The sequence below is a fragment of the Methanothermobacter marburgensis str. Marburg genome (assembly GCF_000145295.1).
Classification (GTDB): domain Archaea; phylum Methanobacteriota; class Methanobacteria; order Methanobacteriales; family Methanothermobacteraceae; genus Methanothermobacter; species Methanothermobacter marburgensis.
The window spans coordinates 327501-352372 of record NC_014408.1 but is presented as its reverse complement, the minus strand read 5'-3'; the positions used below and the strand labels follow the sequence as shown (position 1 = coordinate 352372).

Annotated in this window: 24 protein-coding genes and 1 pseudogene (1 of these 25 only partly in view); 20 read left to right on the top strand and 5 right to left on the bottom strand. The window is 48.6% G+C overall.

Translation table 11 applies throughout. The features are described 5' to 3' along the window. Nucleotides 1-6 precede the first annotated feature (6 nt). Together MTBMA_RS01775 and MTBMA_RS01770 are read left to right on the top strand one after the other, a co-directional pair. Nucleotides 7-1371: a radical SAM/SPASM domain-containing protein gene (locus MTBMA_RS01775; protein WP_083772480.1), complete on the top strand. Its 1365-nt coding sequence runs from the start codon at nucleotides 7-9 to the stop codon at nucleotides 1369-1371. Then, complete coding sequence (locus tag MTBMA_RS01770) at nucleotides 1372-2766, top strand: B12-binding domain-containing radical SAM protein (RefSeq protein ID WP_013295185.1); 1395 nt, start codon at nucleotides 1372-1374, stop codon at nucleotides 2764-2766. It abuts the gene before it with no gap. 1 nt (nucleotide 2767) lies between these two features. Here the strand turns inward: MTBMA_RS01770 and MTBMA_RS01765 are convergent, their stop codons facing one another. Together MTBMA_RS01765 and MTBMA_RS01760 are read right to left on the bottom strand one after the other, a co-directional pair. After that, nucleotides 2768-3598 carry a hypothetical protein gene (locus MTBMA_RS01765; protein ID WP_013295184.1) on the bottom strand — a complete coding sequence of 277 codons (831 nt, stop codon included), beginning with the start codon at nucleotides 3596-3598 and terminating at the stop codon, nucleotides 2768-2770. After that, complete coding sequence (locus tag MTBMA_RS01760; protein ID WP_013295183.1) at nucleotides 3598-4155, bottom strand: YIP1 family protein; 558 nt, start codon at nucleotides 4153-4155, stop codon at nucleotides 3598-3600. Before MTBMA_RS01760 ends, MTBMA_RS01765 begins: the two co-directional genes overlap by 1 nt. A gap of 432 nt (nucleotides 4156-4587) precedes the next feature. Between MTBMA_RS01760 and MTBMA_RS01755 the strand changes: the two genes are divergently transcribed. Next, entirely contained in the window at nucleotides 4588-5313 is a 726-nt protein-coding gene (locus tag MTBMA_RS01755; protein WP_013295182.1) for an ion transporter, read from the top strand. Nucleotides 5314-5407: 94 nt separating this feature from the next. Continuing rightward, entirely contained in the window at nucleotides 5408-6103 is a 696-nt protein-coding gene (locus MTBMA_RS01750) for a hypothetical protein (protein ID WP_013295181.1), read from the top strand. 4 nt (nucleotides 6104-6107) lie between these two features. Here the strand turns inward: MTBMA_RS01750 and MTBMA_RS01745 are convergent, their stop codons facing one another. Beyond that, complete coding sequence (locus MTBMA_RS01745) at nucleotides 6108-7553, bottom strand: cryptochrome/photolyase family protein (protein ID WP_013295180.1); 1446 nt, start codon at nucleotides 7551-7553, stop codon at nucleotides 6108-6110. Nucleotides 7554-7648: 95 nt separating this feature from the next. On the opposite strand from MTBMA_RS01745, the gene MTBMA_RS01740 reads away from it, so the two are divergent. The 3 genes from MTBMA_RS01740 to MTBMA_RS01725 all read left to right on the top strand — a co-directional run bounded on the left by MTBMA_RS01740 (nucleotide 7649) and on the right by MTBMA_RS01725 (nucleotide 9470). Next, nucleotides 7649-8005, top strand: a complete 357-nt coding sequence (locus tag MTBMA_RS01740; RefSeq protein ID WP_013295179.1) for a DUF5518 domain-containing protein — start codon at nucleotides 7649-7651, stop codon at nucleotides 8003-8005. 306 nt (nucleotides 8006-8311) lie between these two features. Then, nucleotides 8312-8830 (top strand): metallophosphoesterase, encoded by a 519-nt coding sequence (locus MTBMA_RS01730; protein WP_013295178.1) that lies wholly within the window; start codon nucleotides 8312-8314, stop codon nucleotides 8828-8830. Between the two features lie 4 nt (nucleotides 8831-8834). Continuing rightward, nucleotides 8835-9470 carry an RlmE family RNA methyltransferase gene (locus MTBMA_RS01725; protein WP_013295177.1) on the top strand — a complete coding sequence of 212 codons (636 nt, stop codon included), beginning with the start codon at nucleotides 8835-8837 and terminating at the stop codon, nucleotides 9468-9470. Between the two features lie 45 nt (nucleotides 9471-9515). Here MTBMA_RS01725 and MTBMA_RS01720 read toward each other — a convergent pair whose 3' ends face one another. After that, complete coding sequence (locus tag MTBMA_RS01720) at nucleotides 9516-9950, bottom strand: hypothetical protein (protein ID WP_013295176.1); 435 nt, start codon at nucleotides 9948-9950, stop codon at nucleotides 9516-9518. A 111-nt stretch (nucleotides 9951-10061) separates the two neighbouring features. Here MTBMA_RS01720 and mcm point away from each other — a divergent pair, with 111 nt between their 5' ends. Genes mcm through MTBMA_RS01695 form a run of 5 tightly spaced genes read left to right on the top strand, consistent with a single transcriptional unit; the run spans nucleotide 10062 to nucleotide 14760 of the window. Then, nucleotides 10062-12059, top strand: coding sequence for a minichromosome maintenance protein MCM (gene mcm, locus MTBMA_RS01715; protein ID WP_048901264.1), 1998 nt, complete (start codon nucleotides 10062-10064; stop codon nucleotides 12057-12059). Nucleotides 12060-12096: 37 nt separating this feature from the next. After that, entirely contained in the window at nucleotides 12097-12504 is a 408-nt protein-coding gene (locus MTBMA_RS01710; RefSeq protein WP_013295174.1) for a translation initiation factor IF-2 subunit beta, read from the top strand. Between the two features lie 26 nt (nucleotides 12505-12530). Next, nucleotides 12531-13586, top strand: coding sequence for a 60S ribosomal export protein NMD3 (locus MTBMA_RS01705; protein WP_013295173.1), 1056 nt, complete (start codon nucleotides 12531-12533; stop codon nucleotides 13584-13586). Between the two features lie 4 nt (nucleotides 13587-13590). Continuing rightward, nucleotides 13591-14550 (top strand): tyrosine--tRNA ligase, encoded by a 960-nt coding sequence (locus tag MTBMA_RS01700; RefSeq protein WP_013295172.1) that lies wholly within the window; start codon nucleotides 13591-13593, stop codon nucleotides 14548-14550. Beyond that, nucleotides 14551-14760 carry a hypothetical protein gene (locus MTBMA_RS01695; RefSeq protein WP_013295171.1) on the top strand — a complete coding sequence of 70 codons (210 nt, stop codon included), beginning with the start codon at nucleotides 14551-14553 and terminating at the stop codon, nucleotides 14758-14760. It begins immediately after the preceding gene. Nucleotides 14761-14776: 16 nt separating this feature from the next. On the opposite strand, the gene tmk is transcribed toward MTBMA_RS01695, so the two are convergent. Beyond that, nucleotides 14777-15361, bottom strand: a complete 585-nt coding sequence (gene tmk / locus MTBMA_RS01690) for a dTMP kinase (protein ID WP_013295170.1) — start codon at nucleotides 15359-15361, stop codon at nucleotides 14777-14779. Nucleotides 15362-15490: 129 nt separating this feature from the next. On the opposite strand from tmk, the gene MTBMA_RS01685 reads away from it, so the two are divergent. The 8 genes and pseudogenes from MTBMA_RS01685 to MTBMA_RS01650 form a co-directional block, all read left to right on the top strand. Continuing rightward, complete coding sequence (locus MTBMA_RS01685; protein ID WP_013295169.1) at nucleotides 15491-16816, top strand: GAF domain-containing protein; 1326 nt, start codon at nucleotides 15491-15493, stop codon at nucleotides 16814-16816. A gap of 29 nt (nucleotides 16817-16845) precedes the next feature. Then, entirely contained in the window at nucleotides 16846-19242 is a 2397-nt protein-coding gene (locus MTBMA_RS01680; protein ID WP_013295168.1) for a U32 family peptidase, read from the top strand. An 84-nt stretch (nucleotides 19243-19326) separates the two neighbouring features. Beyond that, nucleotides 19327-21255 carry an endonuclease MutS2 gene (locus MTBMA_RS01675; RefSeq protein WP_013295167.1) on the top strand — a complete coding sequence of 643 codons (1929 nt, stop codon included), beginning with the start codon at nucleotides 19327-19329 and terminating at the stop codon, nucleotides 21253-21255. A gap of 24 nt (nucleotides 21256-21279) precedes the next feature. Continuing rightward, nucleotides 21280-22347, top strand: a complete 1068-nt coding sequence (locus MTBMA_RS01670) for a hypothetical protein (protein ID WP_013295166.1) — start codon at nucleotides 21280-21282, stop codon at nucleotides 22345-22347. Beyond that, entirely contained in the window at nucleotides 22340-23134 is a 795-nt protein-coding gene (gene otsB / locus MTBMA_RS01665) for a trehalose-phosphatase (RefSeq protein WP_013295165.1), read from the top strand. The genes MTBMA_RS01670 and otsB overlap by 8 nt, the downstream gene beginning before the upstream one ends. Before the next feature lie 92 nt (nucleotides 23135-23226). Further along, nucleotides 23227-23858 (top strand): annotated as a pseudogene (locus tag MTBMA_RS01660) (nucleotidyltransferase family protein); the annotation flags it as partial. A 132-nt stretch (nucleotides 23859-23990) separates the two neighbouring features. After that, entirely contained in the window at nucleotides 23991-24380 is a 390-nt protein-coding gene (locus MTBMA_RS09330; protein WP_394295882.1) for a GlgC family sugar phosphate nucleotidyltransferase, read from the top strand. A 5-nt stretch (nucleotides 24381-24385) separates the two neighbouring features. Continuing rightward, on the top strand, nucleotides 24386-24872 hold the 5' portion of the coding sequence (locus MTBMA_RS01650; RefSeq protein WP_238523387.1) for a phosphohexomutase domain-containing protein. Its footprint extends 815 nt past the window's final position; only the first 487 of its 1302 coding nucleotides appear in the window; it begins with the start codon at nucleotides 24386-24388; its stop codon lies off the right edge, out of view.

The window sequence follows — 24872 nt, the reverse complement described above, 5'->3', positions numbered from 1 at the left end:
AAACATATGATGGGGGAGTGCCGGAGGGATGGATCTCCAAGGATAGAGAACGCCCTTAGACACTACCTCCATGACGAAGAATGCTGCTTCGAGTGCAGGCTACTATCCAGCATCATTGGCCTCATATTGAGCAGTGGAGCAGATGCCTTTGGCGTGAATGAAGAGGATTTGAGGGAACAGATGCATGATCCGCACTGGATGAGGGGCCTCATCAGCGTCCTCAAGGGGATCGGGTTATTCGGTGTTAACAGACCATTCATACCCGGAGCCCCCTTCCAGGTGGTATGGAACATTACAGGGCGTTGCAACCTCAAATGCAAACACTGCTACGAATACAACAGTCAGAGGCCACATGAACTGGAAGCCCAGGAGGGCCTCAGGGTCATAGACATACTTACAGATGCAGGCGTAACATCCCTTGCCCTTTCAGGTGGAGAGCCAAGCATGCACCCCGCCATAATGGACTACATATCCAGGTCCCATGAGAACGGCATGTACACCGCCATGGCAACCAATGGGTACATCTTCAGGGACAGGGACGTCTGCAGGAAATTCGTCGATGCGGGCCTGCAGTTTGTACAGATAAGTATCGATTCCATGAAGCCAGAGGTCCATGACAGATTCCGGGGTGTTGATGGCTCATGGGAGAGGGCATGTGAGGCCGTTAAAAACTTCTCAGAGTATGACATCTTTGTGGAGGTTGCAACCACCGTGACCTCAGAGAACTTCATGCACCTTTCTGAAATGGCTGAATTCTTCCATGAGCTGGGCGCAGACTGGTTCATGCTCTACAATTTCATCCCCGCGGGTCGGGGAAAAGAGAACCCTGAACTGGACATAGGCCCCCCGGAAAGGTACAGGGTCCTCTGTGAAGCCTACCACAGCAACCTCCATGGTAAAATCCAGGTCCTCTCAACAGCACCACAGTTCGCACCCATCGCAGCAGGCCTCAGCAAGGATAAGAGGATGATACCCACCCACTTCTATAACCCCGAATACACAGATGAGACCCTCCATCTTGCCGAATTTATAGGTGGATGTGGCGCTGGAAGATTCTACCTGAGCATCGAACCGGACGGCGACATCTATCCCTGCGTATTCTTCCCGCACCTGGATGACCTCTGTGTGGGCAACATCCTAGAAGATGACTTTGAAGAGTTATGGAAGACCAGCAGGGTACTAAGGAACCTCAGGGATAGGGATAAACTCTCAGACCACTGCGGATCATGCAAATCCAGATACATCTGTGGCGGCTGCAGGGCACGTGCCCTCTCCTATCTGGGGGACATCCATTCGCCGGACCCTGGCTGTGTGAACAACATTGGAGAATGGCGAAGAATTTCTGGAGAAAAACAAACCGGTGGTGTTTAATTGGACGTTGTACTCATAAACCCCGAGGACAGGACAGCGGTTAAGAATAAACTGGGCTTTGTTCTGCCACCCCTCAATCTGATGTACCTTGGAGCTGCCCTTGAAAGGGCATCCTTCACTGTTCAGATAATCGATGATGATCTCCGGAGAATGGGAGCTGAAGGGGTTGCCAGAATAGTTGAAGGAATTAACCCCCTCATTGTGGGGATAACAGCAACCACTGCAACAATAAGAACATCCCTTGAGTACATAAGGGCGATAAAAAATCGATTACCTGACGTCCTGACGGTTATAGGGGGCCCACACCCCACATTTCTCCCTGTGGATACACTCCAGGAATGCAGGGACCTTGATGTTGTTGTCATGGGTGAGGGAGAGGCCACCATCATTGATCTTGCAGAGACCTATGAAAAGGGAGGCCCCGGGTCCCTTGATGATGTTGCAGGCATCACCTACCGTGAGGGTGACAGGATACGGACAAACAGGGCCCGGCCCCTCATAGAGGACCTTGATGAGATACCCTTCCCTGCGAGGCACCTTGTACCATTCAGGGATTATGAAACCTCCAGTCAGGATGCCGGTGGAATGATAACCAGCCGTGGCTGTGTCTACCCCTGCAGGTACTGCTCATCATCCCTCATAATGGGTAAGAAGTTCAGGTTCAGGAGCCCTGAGAACGTTGTCGATGAGGTTGAGGAGCTCGTGGAGGTCTACGGCCTCCATGATATAGCATTCCTCGACGACACCTTCATGCTCCACCGGCGCCGGGCCAGGGAGATCGCTGAGGAGATCCAGAGGAGAAACATTGATGTGAGTTTTGTCACATCCTCAAGGGTGGACATGGTCCAGGAATCCCTTCTCAGGGACCTCAGGGCCGCGGGGATGAAAACAATATATTATGGTGTTGAATCCGGGTGTCAGCGCGTCCTTGATATGATGAAGAAGGGCATAACTGTTAAGCAGGCTGAAGATGCTGTGAGGGCTGCCAGGAAGGCTGGGGTGGAGGTAATAACCTCCTTCATCCTCGGGTATCCAGGTGAGAAACCCTCAGAGATGGACCGGACCATAGACTTTTCGATAAAACTTGACCCGGACTACAGCCAGTACTCCATACTTACACCATTCCCGGGAACCCCCCTCTACGCGGAGCTCAGGAGGCAGGGACTCATCGAAGATGACTGGGAAAATTACACCGTCATAAAGCCCGTTATCAAATACGAGAAGCTTGGTCTGAGCCGTGAACTCATCCAGAAAAAGCTTGTGAAGGCGTACCTCAGGTTCTACTCAAGGCCCTCCTATCTCCTGAGGCATAGTTACATGATACGCGTATTCCTTGAAACACTGTATAGGACATACATCGAGCCTAAAATTCCCTTCAAAAAAAAATTAAGATGATTTATTGTGGTGTTACCGGCATCCTGAAGACACCCACGTTGATTCCGCCGAGTCCGACACTGTTCATCATCTGAAGTCCGCCGGCTGATTTCCCATAGGATGGGCTTTCAATTTCAAGGTAACTGGTTGAATTTCTTATGACCCTGAATCCCTCTGGTTGGAATCCAACAGCCCCATAGTCCACTGATCCTGTGACCCTGACGGCGTATGCCGGAAACAGGGCTATTGATGTTCCCCCAACCGTAACCTGAGTGCTCATATTACCTGTGGGCCTCACACCCTGACCGAGGTCCGCTATGTAGAATCCTCCGGTATTCACATTGAATGATGCGTTCCTGAAGCTTGTGTTTCCCAGGAGAACGGTTCCGCCGCCGGCGTACTGGATGGTTGAATTGATGCTGTCGATCCTTGAGTTATTTGCAAGGACCAGTGTAACCCCTCCAACCTTGCTCCTCATGGTTATATTGTACTGGTACCTGTTTGATAGGAGTATCCTTGCACCGCCTTTATCCATCTTAATGTTGAGATTCAGGGTATCCCCCTCAACGGTATAGTTAACCTCTGGTTTTTCATCGCCAGGGTCAGTCTCTGTCTCGACCATGTAAACGCTATCTGCATTATCTGTGAATCCAATATAAGTCCCGCTTGTATTGGATTCCATGTTAACATTCACGTACTTAACGCCCGAGACATCTGCAGAGTTCAGAGTGAAATTTTCAACAATGGCAGCATCATCCTGAGTCCCGGGTAGAAGCGAGGCTGCTGATGCCACGATGAACCCAGCAATCAGCACTATGAGGATTATAGCCCCTGCAATGTCGGTTCTGTCCATTACAATACCCCCACAAGCATCACAAGAAGTGCTATTACAATGGCTGGAAGTGCAAATACTGATAGAAATGCCCTCCCATAACCCATTTCATGTTCAGCGGCCACTGCAGCGGCGGCAATCATTATCGTCCAGATGTACATCACCACAAACAGCATTGATGATGTGAAGAATGTCCCGAGAAGTGTCATTGTTAGGAGGGCGAATATTCCCACCACAAAGGGTGCCGCTGCGAACCCCATCATCTTCAGGGTGCCTGCGAATGTCCCCTTACCCTCAAATACCACAGCAGCAATTATATGGGATATGAGAGCCCATACTATCAGTTTTATGAAGGATACAATAAGGACAGCCACTGCAAATAGCACGGGAACCATTATACCGGCGCCTGTTGCAGCCGAGATTACCCCTCCCAGCATGTAGCCAAGAAATGCTGATAGGAACACGTAGAGGTAAAGGCCCTGGTTTTCAACCCCCCTGTCTTTCGCCCTGCTTAGGGCCTTCTCAGGTGATGCCAGAACCCCCACAAGGTCCCTGGAAAAGTTCATTATCCTGTTCAAACCGTTAACCTCCCCTTTAATTGTGAAAAGAATCCAGAAACGATATCATGTCTGATTTGATAGAATGCATCCAAATTCCCTAAACCACTAAAAAGGTGCCAGATTCTGCAATCACCCCCTAGATAATAACAATTACTATATTTCCATCCATTCTATAAAAAATTGCGGGTTTCATCTGGGAACCGTATCCATCGTCTTTCTGGTGTGATATCAGATTTATTTCTTGCTTGATTCTACAGACCTGTCCAGAAGCCCCAGGAATTTCATGAAATGACTTTAATGCGGACCCTATGTTCGCAATAGTATCCTATAACGAAGTCAGTGCTGTGTAGGATTAATGGATTGCATGAACACCGCTCTCCGGTCAGGTGAAACCCATCACACTGCAAAGTATTTATGATGCCACAAGCCCAACTCTATAATGTGGTCCCCATGGAGTACGGAGAAATCATCAGGCTCAAGGAACTCACTCTTCTCATACTCATAATCCTTGACATAGTGCTCTTAAGCTACATATCATTCTACCCCTCAAATCCAGGGACCGTGAATGCCATCAACCAGTTTGACCTTTTCCTCTGTATCATCCTCTTTATCGAATTCTCCATCAACCTCAAACGGTCCGATGACAGGAAAAGATTCTTAAGGGAAAACTGGATGGATATAGTGGCCTTCATGCCTGTGGATTTCTTCAGGGCCTTCAGATTCATAAGAATAATAAGGGTTGTGAAGGTACTTGCACTCTTCAGAAAGTATCTCAAGAAGTTCTTCACATTCCTTGTGGACACTCACCTCGACCAGGCAGTGGGAATACTCCTCTTCGCAATTGTGGGGGGTACCCTTCTGTTTTACATGATAGAATCCGGTGTTAACAAGTCCCTCCATGACCCCGTGGACTCCCTCTGGTACAGCATAACAACCACAATGGTGGGGGAGGTGGTTATACCCCCAACAACCCTCTACGGTAAGGTCATCACAGGAATACTCATGCTTGTGGGTGTCACCTTCGTGGGTTTCCTCACAGCATCCCTTGCCTCCTGGTTCGTTAAAAACCCTGAAGAAGAAAAGGAGATCCATGACAGGATCGAAAACATCGAAAAAAGTATAGGAGATCTTAAAAGGGAGATCAGGGAAATCAAGGACTTAATAAGGGAGAAATGATGCGCTTTACATTGCTGAATATGATCAACGAACCGTTACTTTTATACAGAATGGGCCCTTAGCATAAATAAATAGATAAATCAATGAGGATAACATGGCAAGATCATCCTATATCATCATTGCAGCCATTCTCATATTCGGGGTCTACCTCTACGGTGTAACAGCCGTTAGCCCTGTGGAGCCTGTTGGGCGTCTGGCCTTTGTCAAACTTGCAAACCCTGACATGTACCCCGGCCACCCCCAGTCAAAGGTGCTTGCAGAGTACGCGGCCCAGAGGGGGTCAAAGTGTGCCCTTGTGGTCCACTATGCAGGTAGCTCAAACTACAGCCACTACAGGGAGGGCAACGTCACCATAATAGAACTCGCATATATCAGTTCAGAGTACAGGACAGACATAGACTGGACCGAGGTTCTTGAATCCTTCATATTCGGTGTGCCCGACGGCAAATACCGTTACCGGGCCGATGGATATGAATTCGACACCCTCTACGAGGCCATGGACTACGTTGAGAGGCTGGCAGCAGAGAAGGGTCAGCAGGGCCCCATGCCCATGGTCTTCCATGGGACCGTTAGGGAGGGCAACGTATTCATAAACCCTGGCTGTGGCTTCCCCCTCTATGTGCAGATAGTCTGGAGGCAGTACGGTAGACTCGGAGCCTACTACTACATCATAAAGGGTCTCATACACCCCTACCTCAACAACCCCTACACTGCATATGAGCTCACCCATGCATCTGACCTTCAGAGGCTCTACAATTCAGGTGCCCTGGACTACACAGGCTATGAGTAACCGATCAGGGCCCTCTGAGTTCATCTAAAAATCTTTTTTTAACCGTCTGGAGGTCCTCAAGTTTTTCATCTGTGAGGTACCTGTAGAGGAGCCTCATACGGGGATTTTCACCTATGTAATTTCTCTTATCACTTAAGAATGTCCAGAAGAGGGAGTCCCATACCCTGCACCAGTCACCCCGTGCATGGTCACTCATCCTCAGGATGTAGTTCGACGATGATATGTAGGGCTTGGTTGCCATGAGGCCCCCATCCGCGTACTGGCTCATGCCATAGACGTTGGGGACCATCACCCAGTCGTAGGAGTCTATGAACATCTCCATGAACCAGCGATAAACCTCATCAGGATCAGTGCCAAGGAGGAGCATGAGGTTACCTATGACCATGAGGCGCTCGATGTGGTGGGTGTAACCGTGCCTTAAAACCCTCCTCACGGCAGTGTCGTATGGTTCCAGACCGGTGTTGCCAAGGTACATTTTATGATTGAGTTTTCCCCTGTGGTTAAAGAAGTTCCTGGTCCTCTGATAGGACCCCCTAAGGATGTAAACTGCCCTTATGAACTCCCTCCAGCCCATGACCTGCCTCACAAATCCCTCAACAGAATTGAGGGGGGCATCTGCAGATAGCGCTGCTTTCAGAACCTCCATGGGGGTTAAGAGGCAGATGTTGAGTGAGGAAGAGAGTACAGAGTGGAAGAGGAACGTCTCATCACGGGATATGAAGTCCTGATAGCTTCCAAAGTTCCTGAGCCTTCTTCCTGTGAAGTCCCTCAAAAATATCCAGGCCTCCCTGTGGGTTGTGGGGTAGTTGAAGTGTTCCATGGAGCCCGGGTTATCATGGAAGCGCTCAGCCACGTAACTCCTGGCCTCACGCACATAACTGTTTTCAGGCAGTTCTATGGGTTCTGGAATATTAATTCCCCGCGGCAGCCTCCTCCTGTTTTCCCTATCAAATGTCCATTTACCGCCCTTAGGTCTTGAGTTTTCCATGAGAATGGAGAGCCTCCTCCTCTCCCTTATGTAAAATGATGTGAGGAAGAACCTGCCATCCCTGAAGTAACTGTCCATGAGCCTCCTTCTGAAGATGAATGGTCCCTCAATTTCAACGAGTTCTGTGCCGGTTTCACTGCAGAGCCGCCCCAATCTCCTCTCAAGTTCATGGTCAAGGAGTTCCAGTGTGTAGACCCTCTCATATCCCTCAAGGTGGTCCCTAAGGTACCCCATGTCAGGGTCCGGCGTGTAATCTATGTAGCTGACATTCAGGCCCCTTGATTTCAGGTGGTCATAATAGTAGCGCATGGAGGCCCTGTGCAGTAGGAGTTTATTCTTATGGAACCTCAGGTTGAATACAGGATCTCCAAAGAAGAGCTGGTCCTCCACCACAATGAAATCTGATGTCTTCTCTGCAGCTGGATGATTCTCCATGAGATGATGTGGGAAGACAACTGCCATAGATTCCCCTGGCATGTATAATATTATATCGGGAGGTGTCTATAAATCTAAAAGTTTTTTAAGGATAGCGTGACATAAATTGTCATGGTGTTTATATGGTTAAGTGGGGAGCTGTAATTACTGGTTTCATACTTGCAGTCGTTTTTCCGATCATTCTGAGTCCTTTCATTGACCAGGCCTCATTGCTGGGTTTATTCCTTGCCGGATTTGTTGTTGGCCTCATGGTTAAGGAGGGGGCTGTTGGGGGGTTCTGGAATGCCACCGTAGCCGGCGCTTTTGGTGGCATAGTGCTTGCAGTTCTCTTTACAGTCTTTGGTGCGGTCATTGGCGGATTTGGCGGTTTGTTCCTTGGTGCATTAGCCGGAACGCTGCTTGTAGTGGTGCTCATTCTTGTTTCAATGATCTTCATGGGCATCGGTGGTGCCATAGGGGGTTTCCTTGCAGGTGACTGATTATTATTTTTTTACCCCATTTTGTAATAATAAAAGTTTAAATATTATGATATTTTTTATGTCAAATGTCTTCGGGTCGTGGTTCAACCCAGAAATACAGACACCGCCTGACCAGAGGGCAGCCCAACAAGGTACAGTTATTCCCGACCCAACCCATATACGAATACCGCCCAGAAAACTTATTTTAAAGATAAAAAAGATATATGATCAGTGGTTTCATTGCTTATTCCACCATGATAAATAAGAGAATCCCAAGAACTGACACAGAGAGCATGCAAAGGTAAACATACAATAAGGAGAGTGAGAATGCTGGTAGGTGTTATATCCGATACGCACATCCCTGACAGGGCAGTTGAACTCCCCGAGGCGGTATTTGAGGTCTTCAGGGACGTTGAACTTATACTCCACGCCGGTGACCTGACCTCCATGGAGGTTATGAACGACCTTGAAACCATTGCACCTGTTGAGTGCGTTCAGGGAAACATGGACCGCCGATATGGTGTAGATAACCCAAGGTCCAGGGTACTTGAGATCGGATCATACAGGGTGGGTCTCATACATGGGGAGGTCTACCCCCGTGGTGATACCCAGCAGCTTAGGTACCTGGGGCTTGAGCTTGGTGCTGATGTCCTCATAAGCGGACATACACATCAGCCATTCATAACCGAACTTGAGGATATGCTCCTCCTCAACCCTGGAAGCCCCACAGTGCCCAGACTCACAGATCCAAGCGTCATGATCCTTGAAATCGACGGTGAAAAACTTGATGCCAGGATCATCAGGACAGGGGCACCTGTCTGCAGATCACTGAACTTCAGGAGGTGACCCCATGGGAAAACGATGGCAGGCTGAAAGGAAAAGGGACCACTACTACAAGAGTGCCAAGAGGGAGAACTACCGTTCAAGGGCATCCTACAAGTTACTGCAGCTCAACAACCGCTACAGACTGATAAGGAAGGGTTACAGGGTCCTTGACCTCGGGGCCGCCCCCGGGGGATGGTCACAGGTCGCCCTTGAGAAGGTCGGTGAGGAGGGACTTGTGGTTGCAGTTGACCTCCAGAGGATAAAGGGTTTCCCCGTAGAGAACTTCAGGGCCATAATGGGGGACTTCACAGACCCTGCGATAAAGGAGAGGATAATTGAGGAGCTTGGTGGAAGGGCAGATGTGGTTATATCAGACGCTGCACCATCCCTTTCCGGTATAAGGGACATCGACCACCTCCGCTCGGTGGATCTCGTTGAGAATGTCCTTGATATAGCATACAGGGTCCTTGAAAGGAAGGGGAACATCCTGATCAAGGCATTCCAGGGCCCTGAACTCGATAAGGTCATAAAGGAGATGAAGAAGGATTTCTGGAAACTCAAAACAACAAAACCCGCCTCATCAAGAAAGGCGAGCGCAGAGATGTACATTGTGGGGCGGGACTTCAAGGGTAAAAGGAAATGGAAGAGAATCATCCACTAGGTCGGGCGGGACTTAGGGAAAAATGAGAAAGAATCATCATCAGTCTCACATGAGTGCCCTCAGATCATTCAGGGCCTGTGAGGCAACCTGAAGCTGATACCTGGCTGTTTTTATGCGACCATCAACCTCAGATTTTGGTTTGTTTGTCTCCAGAGCACTTTTAACATCGTCAATCGCTGATTTGGCCTTCACAAGCTCTATCTCAGCATTCAGGTACGTCTTTGTCAGGTTATCGTTGTTCCTCTGGTAGACCTCCTTTTTAACCGAGTCATACTGGACCTTGAGTGCCGAGTAATCGCTCTGAAGCTTTGCGAGTTCATCGTACTCAGCACCCTTCTCCACACTCCCTGATATGGCATCAGATATTGCGTCTACACCTATATATGCAAATATCAGTATGGTCCCTGCTATGAGAAGCACTCCCAGAATTGATATGGTCATTGATGTTACCTTAAAGAGGTTTATCCTTGATCTCTTCATGATATCACCTTAAATCCAGCTACTGTGAAAAAATGTTCATGTTCATACGATTAGAACCAAGTTTATCCCACTCAATAATGTTTTATAATGTCGTTATAATATACTTTCATGATGAAAACCGTGGATAAGAGCAAGACACTCACAAAATTCGAGGAATTCTTTTCACTCAAGAAGTACAAGGACAGGGTATTTGAGTCCATAGAGAAGTATCCCAATGTCAGATCCATTGAAGTTGACTACCTTGACCTTGAAATGTTCGATCCAGATCTTGCAGACCTTCTAATTGAAAAACCAGACGATGTGATAAGGGCCGCCCAGAAGGCCATAAGGAACATAGATCCTCTGAGGAAGAACGTTGACCTCAACATAAGGTTCAGTGGGGTCAGCAACGTCATACCCCTCAGGGAACTCCGGAGTAAATTCATAGGTAAATTCGTTGCAGTTGACGGTATTGTGAGGAAGACAGATGAGATAAGGCCCAGGATAGTTAAGGCCGTCTTTGAGTGCCGGGGCTGTATGAGGCTCCATGAGGTCAGCCAGTCCACCAACATGATCACAGAGCCATCACTCTGCTCAGAGTGTGGTGGCAGGTCATTCAGGCTCCTGCAGGACGAATCAGAGTTCCTGGACACCCAGACACTGAAACTCCAGGAGCCACTTGAGAACCTCTCAGGTGGTGAGCAGCCCCGCCAGATAACCGTCGTCCTTGAGGATGACCTGGTTGACACCCTCACCCCGGGGGACATCGTGAGGGTCACAGGTACACTGAGGACAGTCCGAGATGAGAGAACCAGGCGGTTCAAGAACTTCATATACGGAAATTACACCGAGTTCCTTGAACAGGAGTTCGAGGAGCTCCAGATAAGTGAGGAGGACGAGGAAAAGATAAAGGAGCTTGCAGCCGACCCCAACATATACGAGAAGATCATAAGGTCCACCGCACCATCAATACACGGTTACCGTGAGGTAAAGGAGGCCATAGCCCTTCAGCTCTTTGGGGGGACCGGGAAGGAGCTCGATGATAAGACCCGCCTCCGTGGGGACATACACATCCTCATAGTCGGGGACCCTGGTATAGGTAAGTCCCAGATGCTCAAGTACGTGTCAAAGCTGGCCCCCAGGGGGATATACACAAGCGGTAAGGGTACCTCAGGGGTTGGGCTCACCGCCGCCGCTGTGAGGGATGAATTCGGTGGATGGTCCCTTGAGGCCGGTGCCCTTGTCCTGGGGGATAAGGGTAACGTCTGTGTGGATGAACTGGATAAGATGCGTGATGAGGACCGTTCAGCCATCCACGAGGCACTGGAGCAGCAGACCATAAGCATAGCCAAGGCAGGTATAATGGCAACCCTCAACTCAAGGTGCTCTGTCCTGGCAGCCGCAAACCCAAAATTCGGGAGATTTGACAGTTATAAATCAATCGCAGAGCAAATAGATCTTCCATCAACCATACTGTCACGTTTTGACCTGATATTCGTTGTGGAGGACAAACCCGATGAGGATAAGGACAGAGAACTTGCAAGACACATCCTGAAAACACATAAGGAGGACCACACACCCTTTGAAATAGATCCAGAACTGCTGAGGAAGTACATAGCCTATGCAAGGAAGAATGTGAGACCCGTGCTGACAGATGAGGCGATGCAGGTCCTCGAGGACTTCTACGTATCAATGAGGGCCAGTGCAGCCGATGAGGACTCACCGGTCCCCATAACAGCAAGGCAGCTGGAGGCCCTCGTGCGACTCTCAGAGGCCAGTGCAAAGATAAAACTCAAGGAACACGTGGAGGCAGAGGACGCCAGGAAGGCCATAAAGCTGTCCCAGGCATGCCTTAAGCAGGTGGGGTACGACCCTGAGACCGGTAAGATAGACATCGACAAGGTTGAGGGGAGAACACCCAAATCTGAGAGGGACAAGTTCCGCCTGCTACTTGAACTCATAAGGGAATACGAGGAGGACTACGGTGGCAGGGCACCCACCAATATTCTTATAACTGAGATGATGGATAGATATAACGTGAGTGAGGAAAAGGTTGAGGAACTGATAAGGATCCTCAAGGACAAGGGCGCAATATTTGAGCCCGCCAGGGGATACCTTAAGGTGGTCTGAATTTTCCATTACACACTTTTTACCGGAGGTATAGATTATGGATGATTACGAAAAATTACTTGAAAGGGCCATAGAGCAGCTGCCCCCAGAGGTATTTGAAACAAAACGTTTCGAGGTTCCAAAGGCGTACTCAGTTATACAGGGAAACAGGACATTCATACAGAACTTCAGGGAGGTTGCAGATGCACTCAACAGGGACCCCCAGCACCTTCTGAAATTCCTTCTGAGAGAACTGGGTACCGCAGGTAACCTTGAGGGTGGAAGGGCCATACTCCAGGGTAAATTCACCCACTTTCTCATAAACGAGAGGATAGAGGACTACGTCAACAAATTTGTCATATGCCACGAATGCAACAGACCTGATACAAGGATAATCAGGGAGGGGCGGATATCCCTTCTCAAGTGCGAGGCATGCGGTGCCAAGGCGCCCCTCAAGAACGTCTAGAGAAGATAGAGGAGCAGCTATAGAAAATGTTCTGTGTCAGATGCGGTAGTTCTGATTCTGAATTATATGATGGACTATGCAGGGACTGTTTCCTTGAGGACTACACCATCCTCAGCATTCCCTCCGGAATAGAGGTTTATGTGTGCAGCCACTGCCATGCGAAGCTGATAAGTGGCCAGTGGGTGGACGAGGGCCTCCCTGAGGAGGAAATAGTATACAGGGCCCTTGAGGAGAATATTAGCTGGGAACCCCCTGTTGAAAACCCTGAAATCGAACTGGAAATAATACAGCAGAGGGGGACCATCTACCAGTGCCTGGTGGAGGTTGATGCTGAGGTCCTTGGAAGGATGGTGAGCCAGGAGTACGGGGTAGAGGTCCGCCTCACAAACACTGTCTGTCCTGCCTGCAGCAAACAGGCTTCAGGTTACTACGAGGCTGTGATACAGTTAAGGGCCGATGGAAGAGAACTGGACAAATCAGAAATAGAAAAGGCTGACCTGACAGTTAAAAGGACCCTCCTGAAGCTTTCAAGGAGGGATAAGCTGGCATACCTACCCCAGAGGATTGAGGTGAACGAGGGGATCGACTACTACATAGGATCCCATAAATCCGCCAGAAAGGTTGTAAGCGCCCTTAGGGAGGAGCTTGGCGGTATTGCCCGTGAGTCACCCCGGCTAATGGGGCAGGATAGGTCAAGCGGCAAGGGACTCTACAGGACATGGATCTCACTCAGACTCCCTGATTTCAGAAGAGGAGACTTCCTGCTGCACAGGGACCGCATGCTCACGGTCCTTGACCTCAGAAAGCGCGGGGTGAGTGTGAAGGACCTTGAAACCCGTGACGTGAAGAACATACTCTGGGGGGAATATGAAAACATTGACCTCGTTGCGAGGGCCGCTGATGTTAAGACAACCACGGTAACAGCGAGATCCCCCGGCAGGATACAGGTGCTTCACCCTGAAACATACGAACCCGTGGACCTTGAAGCTGACAGTTACACATCAAAACTTGAGATAGGAGAACAGGTTCCTGTTATAGAAATTAAGAAGAGACTCTACATCATTGATGAGGCGGAGGAATGATCTGATGGATGATACGCTCGACACCATAACCCGTGATGTTCTTGAGGTCATAACACCCGATGAACTGCTGGAGGTCATGAAGAAGGATGAACCGGTTGTCTACACAGGCTATGAACCCTCAGGTAAGGTTCATCTGGGACACGCCATAACCATAAGAAAGCTCAGGGAACTGCAGGATGCCGGCTTCAGGGTCAAGATACTCCTTGCAGACTACCATGCATACCTCAATGGTAAGGGCAGCATGGAGCGGATAAGGGAGATGGCAGATTACAACAGAAAATGCTTCCTGGCACTTGGACTCTCACCCGATAGAACCGAGTTCGTACTGGGTTCATCATTCCAGACGCAGCCAGAGTACACGGACCTTGTATACAGAATGGCCCTCATAACAACACTCCTCCGGGCCAGGAGAAGTATGGCCCAGATAACACGGGAATCAGAGGACCACAAGGTTGCAGAGGTTATTTACCCCCTCATGCAGGTCATCGATATGGTCTACCTTGATGTGGATGTGGCGCTGGGGGGAATGGAGCAGCGAAAGATACATATGCTGGCACGTGAGAACCTCCCCAGACTCGGCTTCGATGCTCCAGTGTGCATACACACTCCACTTCTCCACGGCACCGATGGCTCAGAGAAGATGTCCTCCAGCAAGGGTAACTTCATTGCAGTGGACGACTCCCCCGCTGAGATAAGGGAAAAGGTGAAGGGAAGTTACTGTCCCATGGGGGAGCTGGAGGGTAACCCGATCATCGAAATCGTGAAGTACTTCATAATGCCAGAATATGGCAGGATGACCATAAGGCGCCCTGAGAAATTCGGGGGCGACCTTGAGCTGGACCTTGACGAACTCCTGAATATCTACTCCAGCGGCGACCTTCACCCGCTGGACCTGAAGAATGCGGTCTCTGATTACCTTACTGACATGCTGAGACCTGTAAGAGATTACATGGAAGGTGTTTAGATGCTGTATGACATGAGACTTCCGCCAGGTATAACACACACAACAATGGCTGAGATAATTGATGAATACGAGGTTGAACTGATACAGACAGACGATGGCCCCGTCTTGAGGGGTGAGCTGGAGGAACTTGAAAGGGCAAGGGAACGTATCCTTGAGTCCATCAGAAAGAGGATAGAGGAACTCGAGAATCCAGGGTCCCAGGAAAAATAAATGCATCCCCCTGAATCTATCTTATCCCATCAGGGCATATTCCAAGATGGGGGGCGATTATCCTCCTTATATCCCTCTGGATGATGTTGAGCCCCCTTGCTGCATCAACAATGTAAAATTCATTTTTATCGGCGAGTTCAAGGTACCTCTCCCTGACACGTGAAAGAAATGAGGGGTCCTCAAATTCATCGGTACCACCACATCTCTCCATTGCCAGTTCAACATCAAGGTCAAGGAGTATGACTATATCCGGTTGTGGTGCAAACCTGTTTATCTCAGAAACCCATTCAGCGGGTTCCTGGTAAACCATGCTGGAATAGTAGCACCGGTCACTCACCACAACACTTCCACTCCACTCCCCCTCAATTTTACTTCTGAGGGTCAGGCGGTCCGCTGCAAAGAGCAGTGCCAGTATCCTCTGCCCATCGGGGGTCCTGGCATCGGGACTGGAGAGCATCTCCCTTATAAGGCCCCCTATCCTGGAGTCTGTTGGTTCCCTGACGGTAAAGACCCTGTATCCGTTTTCCCTGAGCCACTCCGCGGTGAGGACGGAATGTGTAGTCTTACCTGACCCATCAATTCCCTCAAAGCATATGTACATAGAGATTAATCTATCGCTGAAGGTAAAATATCTTCCCCTAGGGTCGAAATCATGACACGGAATCATAACATAAGTTTATAATGCTTTAGATACAGAATTATACTATTAATTTTATTATAGAGGTGGAACATGTCAAAAGCCAAGGTCATGGTGGTTGAGGATGAGAGCATAGTTGCCATTGATATAAGCCAGCGCCTTGAATCCCTGGGTTACCAGGTTACAGCCACAGTTTCCACCGGTGAAAAAGCCGTTGAGATGGCTGAAAAAACAAGGCCAGACATCATACTGATGGATATTGTCCTCAAGGGGGAAATGGATGGTATAGAGGCTGCCGGGGAGATAACCAAAAGAATGAAGGTTCCAATAATCTATATAACCGCCTATTCAGACGAGGAAACCCTCAAAAGGGCCAAGATAACAGGGCCCTTTGGATACATAATAAAACCCTTTGAGGACCGGGAACTCCACAGCGTCATAGAGGTCGCACTCCACAAACACCAGCTGGAGAGGAGGCTTGCAGAGAACGATGAACTCTTCAGGGCCATAATCTCATCAATAAGGGATATACTGTTCACTGCCGACAGTGATGAAAGCCTAACCATGATATCACCAGGGCCGCTTGCAGAATACGGCCTTGATGCAGATGAAGTTCAGGGAAAAAAGGTTAGCGAGGTCTTCGGTGACGGGATTCACAGCGAAATGATTGAAAGGGCGCTCAGGGGGGAAACCGTTAGCTATGAGTGGGTCTGGAAGCCCAAGGGTAAATTTCATTTTGAAACAACCCTATCACCGCTCCGTGACTTTGAGGGCAATATAAATGGGGTTGTGGGTGTCCACAGGGATGTCACCGAAAAGGAACTTGCAAGAAGGGCGCTTGAAAGGGAGACTGCCATAAACAAAAGCCTTGCAGAGATATCAAAGAAACTCCTACCCCCCCCTTCACTCGAGGAGATATCTGCGAGCATAATTGAAAGGGCGAAAAAACTGACAGGCAGCAGATACTGCATGGCTGGCTTCTTTGAGTCAGACGGCAGCCTGAGGAATTACTTCCCCTCAGAGGAGGTGGGGAAGGAATGTCATCCGGACGCCGAATCCACTGAAATGGGTGGTCTCTGGAACCTTGTGCTCAGGAAAAGGGAACCGGTCCTCGTAAATGACCCCTCCTCGCACCCTGAATCCACGGGGGTCCCTGAGGGCCACATTGAAATAAAGAACTTTCTGGCATGCCCCGCGCTACTCAACGATGAACTTGTGGGAATACTCGCAGTTTCAGGGAAGGATGGGGACTACGATGAAAGGGATCTTGAGGTAATGGAGCGCCTTGCAGATATATATGCAATTGCGATTCACAGAAAAATTGAAGAGGACCGTGTCAGGGCCAGTGAGGAGAAGAACAGGGCCCTTGTACAGAAATTCCTCAAGATAGTTACCGAGGTCCTTGAGGAGATAAAATAAATCCTTATTCTGTTTGGAGGTAACAGTACTTGGAAATCCCGGAACTCCTTGCGCCTGCAGGTTCACCTGACTCCTTCAGGGTCGCCATCAATGCAGGGGCCGATTCAGTCTACCTCTCAGGGAAGGACTTCGGTGCACGGCACTATGCAGAGAACTTCAGCCTGCAGGAAATTCGGGAGGCAGTGGAATACGCCCACCTGCATGACAGAAATGTGTATGTAACTGTAAATACCCTCATAAGGGACTCTGAACTTTCAGATGTTGCTGAATACCTCCAGGAACTCTCCAGTGCAGGTGTGGACGCTGTGATCATACAGGACCCCGCACTCCTTGTTCTGAGGGATGAGTTATCCCTTGACCTCCCATTCCATGCCTCAACCCAGATGACCATACACAACAGGGCGGGGATAAGATGGGCTGAGAAGATGGGCCTTAGGAGGGTTATACCTGCAAGGGAGCTCTCCATTGATGAGGTCAGGGCCCTGGCGGCTGAATCTGACGTGGAGCTTGAGGTTTTCATACATGGAGCCCTATGCTACAGTTATTCTGGCCAGTGCCTTCTATCCTCATTTATAGGTGGTAGAAGCGGTAACAGGGGCCGGTGCGCCCAGCCATGTAGAAAAAGGTATGAACTCGTTCAGTTAAAACCCTCAAAGAGGAGGGTGCCACTAAGGGAGGAGTACCTCCTATCCACAAGGGACATTTCAGCCTACATGCACCTCAAGGAACTGGTTGAAGCCGGAGTCCGATCCCTGAAGATAGAGGGACGGATGAGGTCCCCTGAATACGTTGCCACCACCGTAAGCGTCTACAGAAGGGCCCTTGATGAAATAAAGATGGGAGTGTGGAATCCATCACAGGAGGAGTTTGAGAAGCTAAGACTTACCTTCAACAGGACACTCACAGGAGGGCACCTCTTCAGGGAGGACTTCATGGGACGGGAATACCCCGGTGACAGGGGCCTCCCGGTGGGCTATGTTGAAAGGTACGCAGGTGGCAGGGCCCATATAAGGATAACCTCCCGTATAAAGCCAGAACCCGGTGATGGACTCTTCTTCCAGGGAACAGGTAAAGGAATGTATGTCCATGACCATAGATACCATGGCAGATTACTCTCAGTTCCTTCAGGACCTGTAAAAGAGGGTACTCTGGTTTACCTTACAGGGAGGAAGAGCCTTCAGAAATTCACTGAAAAACTCAGAAGATCATCTCCAGGAAGGTGCTGGGATATTGAACTGAAATTCAGTGCAGATAAAGATGGAATGGTGGATCTAACCGCAGAATGGATGATGAATGGGTTGAGGCTCAGGGAATCTGTTGAAACACAGTTTGAGAGGGCCCTCAAAAGACCCCTCCAGGAGGACACAATAAAGGACCATCTGCTGAGGGCAGGGAATAAACCATTCAGACTTACCTTAACCGAATTCAGGTACCCCGGAGGGCTCTTCTACCCCATCAGCCGCCTCAACGCCCTCAGAAGGGAACTTCTGATGAGGGTCGAAAGAAGGATACTCAGAGAGAGAAGACCCCACCATCACAATCCCAAACCTGCATCTGATCACCCTGCCATGAGACTTCCAGAGGACCCCTGTATATCAGTCTATGTTGAGGACCTCAAGGCAATGAAATCCGCCCTCAGGGCCGGTGCAGGTAGGGTTTACCTGGAACCCCAGGTTCATGGTGACTTCAGAAGCTGTGACGGTGACGACGTCATCAGTGTTCTGGAGAGGGCCTCTGATGTTTCATCCAGATACGGTGCTGAAACTGTATGGAAGTGGCCTGACATAACCCATGACTGGCTCCTTGAAAGGCTTCTTGAAATTGAAGGGGACCTCTCCATGGACCTCATGGTGGGTGGTTACGGTATCCCTGACCTGATAAACTGTGATGTGAAGGTGTATGGATCACCAGCCCTCAACATTTTCAACACCAGCTCAGCGGCCCTCCTATCAGGCAAGTTCAACCTACTGACCCTCTCACCTGAACTATCCTGGCAGGACCTTCAGAGGATTCAGGTCCCCTCTGAAATCATCGTCCATGGAAACCTCACCGCAATGGTGACCCGGGACAACCTCTGGAAACTCGCACCGCCGGACTTCGATACATCCGCCGATTCCAGGTGGGGGATCATGGACAGTAAGGGCGCTGTATTTCCCATAAATCAGCTCCTTGGCTGTGAAACGGTAATCATGAATTCAAGGGAGACCTGCCTCATTGACTTTTTACCCTCCCTTCTTGACGCTGGCTTCAGGAACTTCTCCATTGACTGCCGTATTCAATCCCCCAGGAGGACCGGGTTACTTGTTGAATCATATGTGAGTGCCCTTGAATCACCCGAAAGGATCCCGGATATCAAGGAGCGCATTGTAATGGAAGGTCCCTCAGGGGTAACGGCATCACACTTCAGGAGGGGTCTTGCGGAATAATGGGATTCTTACCGATGCCCACCTTGAATACTTTCCATGTGCACTCTGAATTCATATATATTCCAGTAACTCCACATAGTGGGCATGATGAAGTCCATGAATTCTGTCGGGGAAGCCCTCACAGATGTCAGCGGGATAGGGGAAAGACTGGCGCAGAAGATAATAGACGAACTCGGGGGAGAAAAGGAGCTTTTAAAGGCGGTTGAAAACCTTGAAATTGACAGAATCGCATCGATTGAAGGTATAAGTCAGCGTAAGGCCATTGAAATAACCAGTGAACTCCTTGGAAATCCTGTTCCCTCCTTCCTGAAAACTGAAAGGGCGTTTCAGATTTACCAGGAAATAGTTGAGACCATCAGTTCATATGCCCATACCGACTATGCCCGTAACCGGCTAACGCTCCTCCACCCCTCAACAGATACTGATGCCATGAGGAGCCATATTGAAATGGTCATGGAATCAAAGAAAATGGTATCTGAACTTCCGGTTGAAGATTTAAGGGATCTCCTGAAAAAAATTAAGAGGCCTGAAAAAGCCCGGCCCCCTTTCAATCCATCAAGGGCCATATTGGTGGAGACAAGAGAGGACTATGATCACATGATAGACATGGGCCTCAACCGTTACCATCCCGTGATAATGAACCCTGAACAGGGCGAACTCGATGAATACGAACTGATAATCTATGTCTACTCCGAGGGAATGATTGACCTTGAGGACACATTCAACACGGTAATGGTTACCGCAGATTCAGAAAGACATGAGATCGTGCCGGAGGATGTCCTCGGATATTTCAGGGAGAACACTGACCTCCTGCGTGGCGCCCTTGAAATCAAACGGATTCTGGGTATGGAAACCTGTCTTGATGAGGTCCTTGCAATAATGGACGAGCTGGGTAGTCTCGAAGAGGAAGAAGTTGACATTGATGAGGCCGTGAACTCTGTGAAGGCATGGGCTGATTCAGAATTAAGGGACCTCATAAAGGATATCGACCTTAAAGGCGAGGAGGTCCTGGCCCTCCTCAACCAGGGTATGACTGGTAAACTGGAGAGGATATTCGATGATGTCCTCAAAAAGGCCTGTGAGATGATAAAGAGAAAGACAGGTGTTGAGTTCGATCCCTTCATAAAGTCGTATCCCCTCAAGATCGATCAGCAGGAACTTGAAAGGGTTAAACGTCTTGAATCGGCATCAAGAAATATAAGGAGGTTTGAAAGGAGGGTCGATGCGGCATCAAGGCTCAGTGAACTCAGAGAGGCTGTTGAAAATGAAATAAGGGAGCTGATGGAATTCGACTACCGCTTCGCCCTTGGTCTCTTCGCCCATGATTACGGGCTCGTTGAACCAGAATTCGGTGATGAGATCATCCTCAGGGGGGCACTGCACCTCAGCCTTGTTGGATCAGAAAACCCGCAGCGAATTGACTACAAACTGGGTAACCCCGATAATGTTGTGCTCCTCACCGGTGCCAACAGTGGGGGAAAAACAACCCTTCTTGAGACACTTGCCCAGGTGACCATGATGGCCCAGATGGGGCTTCCGGTATGTGCCCTTGAGGCCATGGTAAGACCAGTTGAGGAGATTCACTTCATCTCAAAGAAGAGGTCCCTGGATGCCGGTGCCTTCGAGTCATTCATAAGGACTTTCACCCCCGTAACAATGAGTGGAAGCTCAAAGCTCATACTCCTCGATGAACTTGAGGCGATAACAGAACTTGATGCCGCAGTGAAGATCATAGCAACCTTCATAGAGTTCATAAGGGAATCTGAATCCATCGCAGTTATTGTGACCCACATGGCCCGTGAAATACTCAAGTACGTGGATGTGCGGGTTGATGGTATCGAGGCGCGGGGGCTTGATGAGAACTATAATCTCATTGTGGATAGAACACCCAGGATAGACTATCTTGCAAGGAGCACCCCTGAACTGATCATAAGGATGATATATGAGAAGTCATGTGACGATGAGAGGATGGTTTACCAGAGGATACTTGAAAAGTTTCAGAAAAACGGATAAATCTGAAAATATATATCATTTACCATGATAACCCATCTCAGGGACTATCTCCTGGATCTTAAAAGAGAGCAGAAGGACATCCATGAGATATTCAACCGCATATACGATTTTGAATGTGGTGAAGGACACTTTAAGGTGAGTGAAGGCCTCAAAGAGAGGTTTGGGACAAAATTTATTGAATCCGCTGAAAATCAAAGGATAATAAGCACATACAACCGCTGGACTGGTGAAGGATCACTTTTTAATTCCATGCGCCTTAAAAAGCCCGTTACGGATACTGAAACCGCCAGAAAGGTTCTTGATGAACTTATCAAGGATAAAAAGAGGTGTGACTTCTGCAAACCAGAACTGTACACCCCTGAAGATAATTTCGGACGTGTTGTGGGAAGGCACTCCATTACAGCATCAAACATAGCCAAGTACGATGCATGGAGCGGCCTTCTGATATTCAGAAAACATGACCCCCTTGACTTCACCCTTGAGGAATTCTCAGATTACATCATGACAGCCTCAGAATGGTTTAAAATGGCAGAGAAATCCTCGGGATTTCATTTTCCATTCCTGGTATGGAACTGCCTTCCACGGGCGGGGGCATCCCAGATCCACGGTCACATGCAGCTTCTCCTGGGCAGGAGACCCTATGCAAGGATTGCATTCCTTGATGATGTCTCCAGGAGATACAGGGAACGTTATGGTTCATCATACCATGATGATGTCTTTTCAGTCCACCGTGCCCTTGGACTTGGTGCTGAATCAGGAGAAGCGCGTGTATATGCAACTATAACCCCCCTTAAGGAAAAGGAGATCATCATAACATTTAAGACAGATGCCTCCAAGGATTCTGATCTCCAGAATCACCTCTTCAAGATATTAAGGTGCCTGATAGATGAATGTGGTGTCTACAGCTTCAACCTGTCGATGCACCCATTTAATGCAAAAATGGAGATCCCGGGCATTATAAGAATCGTAGACCGCGGAAACATTGCATCAGCATCATCTGATATGGGTGGTATGGAACTCTTTGGAAGTTCAGTCATCGGAAGCGACCCCTACATCATATTTGAAAGAATTAAAGGTGCCCTTGATGCCTGAGTATTTATTTGATTTTCTTGATGAGCTTGAATACCTGAAGGATCCCCAGAGGACAGCTATAATCACCGACATCGATGGTACAATAAGTGAAATAGCTCCAACACCCCAGGAAGCCCATGTGGATGAAGAGATGAGGAAAATTCTCAGGAAAATCTCAGAACGCTACAGGGTACTTGCATTTATAAGTGGAAGGCCTGTGCATGAGGCACTCAGGATGGTTGGGGTCCCTGAGGCAATATATGTTGGAAACCATGGGCTTGAGTACATCATAAATGGAAGGTACGAACGCTTGAGAGAGGTTGATGACTACCTTCCCATTATCAGGAAATGTGCCATTGAACTTAAGAAGAAAACCCCCGATGAGAATATCATATTTGAGGACAAGGGTATCTGTTATTCCATACACTACAGGCAGTGCCCTGACCCGAAACTTACAGAGGAAAGGATAATGGATACCCTAAGAGAGATGCCGGAATCCAGAAGAATACGTGTGGATCACGGGAGAATGCTCGTTGAGCTCAAACCCCCAGTGGAGTACAACAAGGGCCTTATAGTTAGAAAAATCATAGAGGAATCAGACGTATCATCGGCAGTGTACCTTGGAGACGACGTCACCGATGCCGATGCCTTCAGGGAACTCAGAAAACTTGAATCTGAAATGATGATAAAAGCCGCATCTGTAATTGTACTTTCAGAGGAGATACCCGATGAAATAAAGGATTCGGCCTCCTTTTATGTGTCGGGGGTTCCTGAGGTCCTCAGATTCTTTAGGTGGCTCTTAAAATAGGTTACCCTTTTGTAATTTATATGTTCATTTTTTTAATGATATGCCCGGTTGGCTGAAAATACTTATTAGATGAGGGCAACATAATATTATCCATGACATCTGTGGTTGTCATGGCGGGGGGTAAGGGTACAAGGATAAGGCCTCTAACATTTTCAAGACCCAAACCACTTGTACCTGTTGCAAATAGACCTATGCTGGATTATATAATTCAGAGGGTCATTGATTCCGGTTACAGTAAGATTATAATGACACTGGGATATCTTAAGGGTCAGATAAGCTCATATGTCTCCTCAAGGTACCCGGACCTTGATTTCAGATTTTCATCCGAGAAGAAGCCCCTTGGAACCGCAGGGGGTGTGAGGGCAGCGGCAAGTGATATAGATGATACCTTCATCGTCATCAGCGGAGATGTGCTCTTTGACCTTGACCTCCAGCAAATGGTTCGGTTCACAGAAAGAAGGATGCAATTGTTACCATGGCCCTCACACCAGTTGATGACCCTTCACATTACGGCATAGCAGTTCTCGATGATGATAGAAGGATAACACGTTTTCATGAGAAACCCCGTCCAGAGGAAGTCTTCAGCAAAATCGCAAATGCAGGTATATACGTGATGGAACCTGAGATCTTCGATTACGTACCTGAAGGAAACTCTGACTTTTCATCTGATATCTTTCCTGCTTTGATAAATGAAAACAAGGAATTATACGGATTTGTTTTCACTGGTTACTGGAATGATGCGGGTAAACCGGACACATTCCTTAAGGCCAACCATGATGCTCTCAATGGCCAGATAACCCCCACGCCTGAAGGTGAACTTCTAAATGAGGTTCCTGGTCGATTTGGAGATATATGGGTGGGTCAGGATGTGCTTATAGGTGAGGGGGTTCGTATAGCTGGACCGGTGGTCATAGGTGATGGTACCATGATAGAGGATGGGGCATTCATAGGCAGAGGAACCGTGATTGGATCGGGAGTTTACGTGGGAAGTGACAGCTTCGTGAGGGGGTCCGTTATTCTTGATGGCAGCAGAATTGAGAAGGGTTCCCAGCTTGTAAACTGTATTGTTGATGAATTCTGCGATATCAGAGAGAACTGCATCGTTGAAAGGTGCGCCATGATCGGTCGCGGTGCCCTTCTGGAACCATCAACCATTATCAGGTCCCACTGTAGCGTCAGCAACAACCTCAGGATACTTTCAGGTTCCCTGCTTGACTCAGATTACCCCCTTGTGGCTGAACAGTGATTCCAATGGCGAGGTACGTCCAGGATATAAGGGGCTCTGTTAACAGAGACATAGACTGTTCATTTGCCCTCAACCTTGGAATGTTGATAGGCGACTATGTAAGCTGCAAGCGTGTCCTGATAGGCAGAGACGCGCATACACCATCTCAGATGATAAAGAGGGCCATAGGGACAGGTTTGATGGCTGCTGGAGTGGATGTTATTGATTTTGGTGTTGCCACGGTCCCTGTTATACATCACCACATGGAAAGGTTTGAAGGTCATCTGATGATAAATGTCTCGCGCTCTCCCCTCAGAACAGATGAAATAAACATCAAACTCCTCAGTAACCATGAAATTCCGCTTGAACAACGTCCCACAGTTTATGCAGACTGGAATCAGCTCGGAAAGCTCCAGTATGTTAATAATTACCTCGATTCCTATATCAAATCAATAGTTGAGTCCATATCGCCATCTGTAGGAAACCGTGAATTTATGGTGGTCCTGGGTTACG

Excerpts from the sequence above, each read along its gene's own strand:
- MTBMA_RS01725 (WP_013295177.1), top strand. The coding sequence starts at position 8,835 with ATGGGAAAACGATGGCAGGCTGAAAGGAAAAGGGACCACTACTACAAG.
- otsB (WP_013295165.1), top strand. The coding sequence starts at position 22,340 with ATGCCTGAGTATTTATTTGATTTTCTTGATGAGCTTGAATACCTGAAG.
- MTBMA_RS01765 (WP_013295184.1), bottom strand. The coding sequence starts at position 3,598 with ATGGACAGAACCGACATTGCAGGGGCTATAATCCTCATAGTGCTGATT.
- MTBMA_RS01740 (WP_013295179.1), top strand. The coding sequence starts at position 7,649 with ATGGTTAAGTGGGGAGCTGTAATTACTGGTTTCATACTTGCAGTCGTT.
- MTBMA_RS01710 (WP_013295174.1), top strand. The coding sequence starts at position 12,097 with ATGGATGATTACGAAAAATTACTTGAAAGGGCCATAGAGCAGCTGCCC.
- MTBMA_RS01675 (WP_013295167.1), top strand. The coding sequence starts at position 19,327 with ATGATGAAGTCCATGAATTCTGTCGGGGAAGCCCTCACAGATGTCAGC.
- mcm (WP_048901264.1), top strand. The coding sequence starts at position 10,062 with ATGAAAACCGTGGATAAGAGCAAGACACTCACAAAATTCGAGGAATTC.
- MTBMA_RS01745 (WP_013295180.1), bottom strand. The coding sequence starts at position 7,553 with ATGGCAGTTGTCTTCCCACATCATCTCATGGAGAATCATCCAGCTGCA.
- MTBMA_RS01670 (WP_013295166.1), top strand. The coding sequence starts at position 21,280 with ATGATAACCCATCTCAGGGACTATCTCCTGGATCTTAAAAGAGAGCAG.
- MTBMA_RS01700 (WP_013295172.1), top strand. The coding sequence starts at position 13,591 with ATGGATGATACGCTCGACACCATAACCCGTGATGTTCTTGAGGTCATA.
- MTBMA_RS01755 (WP_013295182.1), top strand. The coding sequence starts at position 4,588 with ATGGAGTACGGAGAAATCATCAGGCTCAAGGAACTCACTCTTCTCATA.
- MTBMA_RS01705 (WP_013295173.1), top strand. The coding sequence starts at position 12,531 with ATGTTCTGTGTCAGATGCGGTAGTTCTGATTCTGAATTATATGATGGA.
- MTBMA_RS01730 (WP_013295178.1), top strand. The coding sequence starts at position 8,312 with ATGCTGGTAGGTGTTATATCCGATACGCACATCCCTGACAGGGCAGTT.
- MTBMA_RS01720 (WP_013295176.1), bottom strand. The coding sequence starts at position 9,950 with ATGAAGAGATCAAGGATAAACCTCTTTAAGGTAACATCAATGACCATA.
- tmk (WP_013295170.1), bottom strand. The coding sequence starts at position 15,361 with ATGTACATATGCTTTGAGGGAATTGATGGGTCAGGTAAGACTACACAT.
- MTBMA_RS01695 (WP_013295171.1), top strand. The coding sequence starts at position 14,551 with ATGCTGTATGACATGAGACTTCCGCCAGGTATAACACACACAACAATG.
- MTBMA_RS01685 (WP_013295169.1), top strand. The coding sequence starts at position 15,491 with ATGTCAAAAGCCAAGGTCATGGTGGTTGAGGATGAGAGCATAGTTGCC.
- MTBMA_RS01750 (WP_013295181.1), top strand. The coding sequence starts at position 5,408 with ATGGCAAGATCATCCTATATCATCATTGCAGCCATTCTCATATTCGGG.
- MTBMA_RS01775 (WP_083772480.1), top strand. The coding sequence starts at position 7 with ATGATGGGGGAGTGCCGGAGGGATGGATCTCCAAGGATAGAGAACGCC.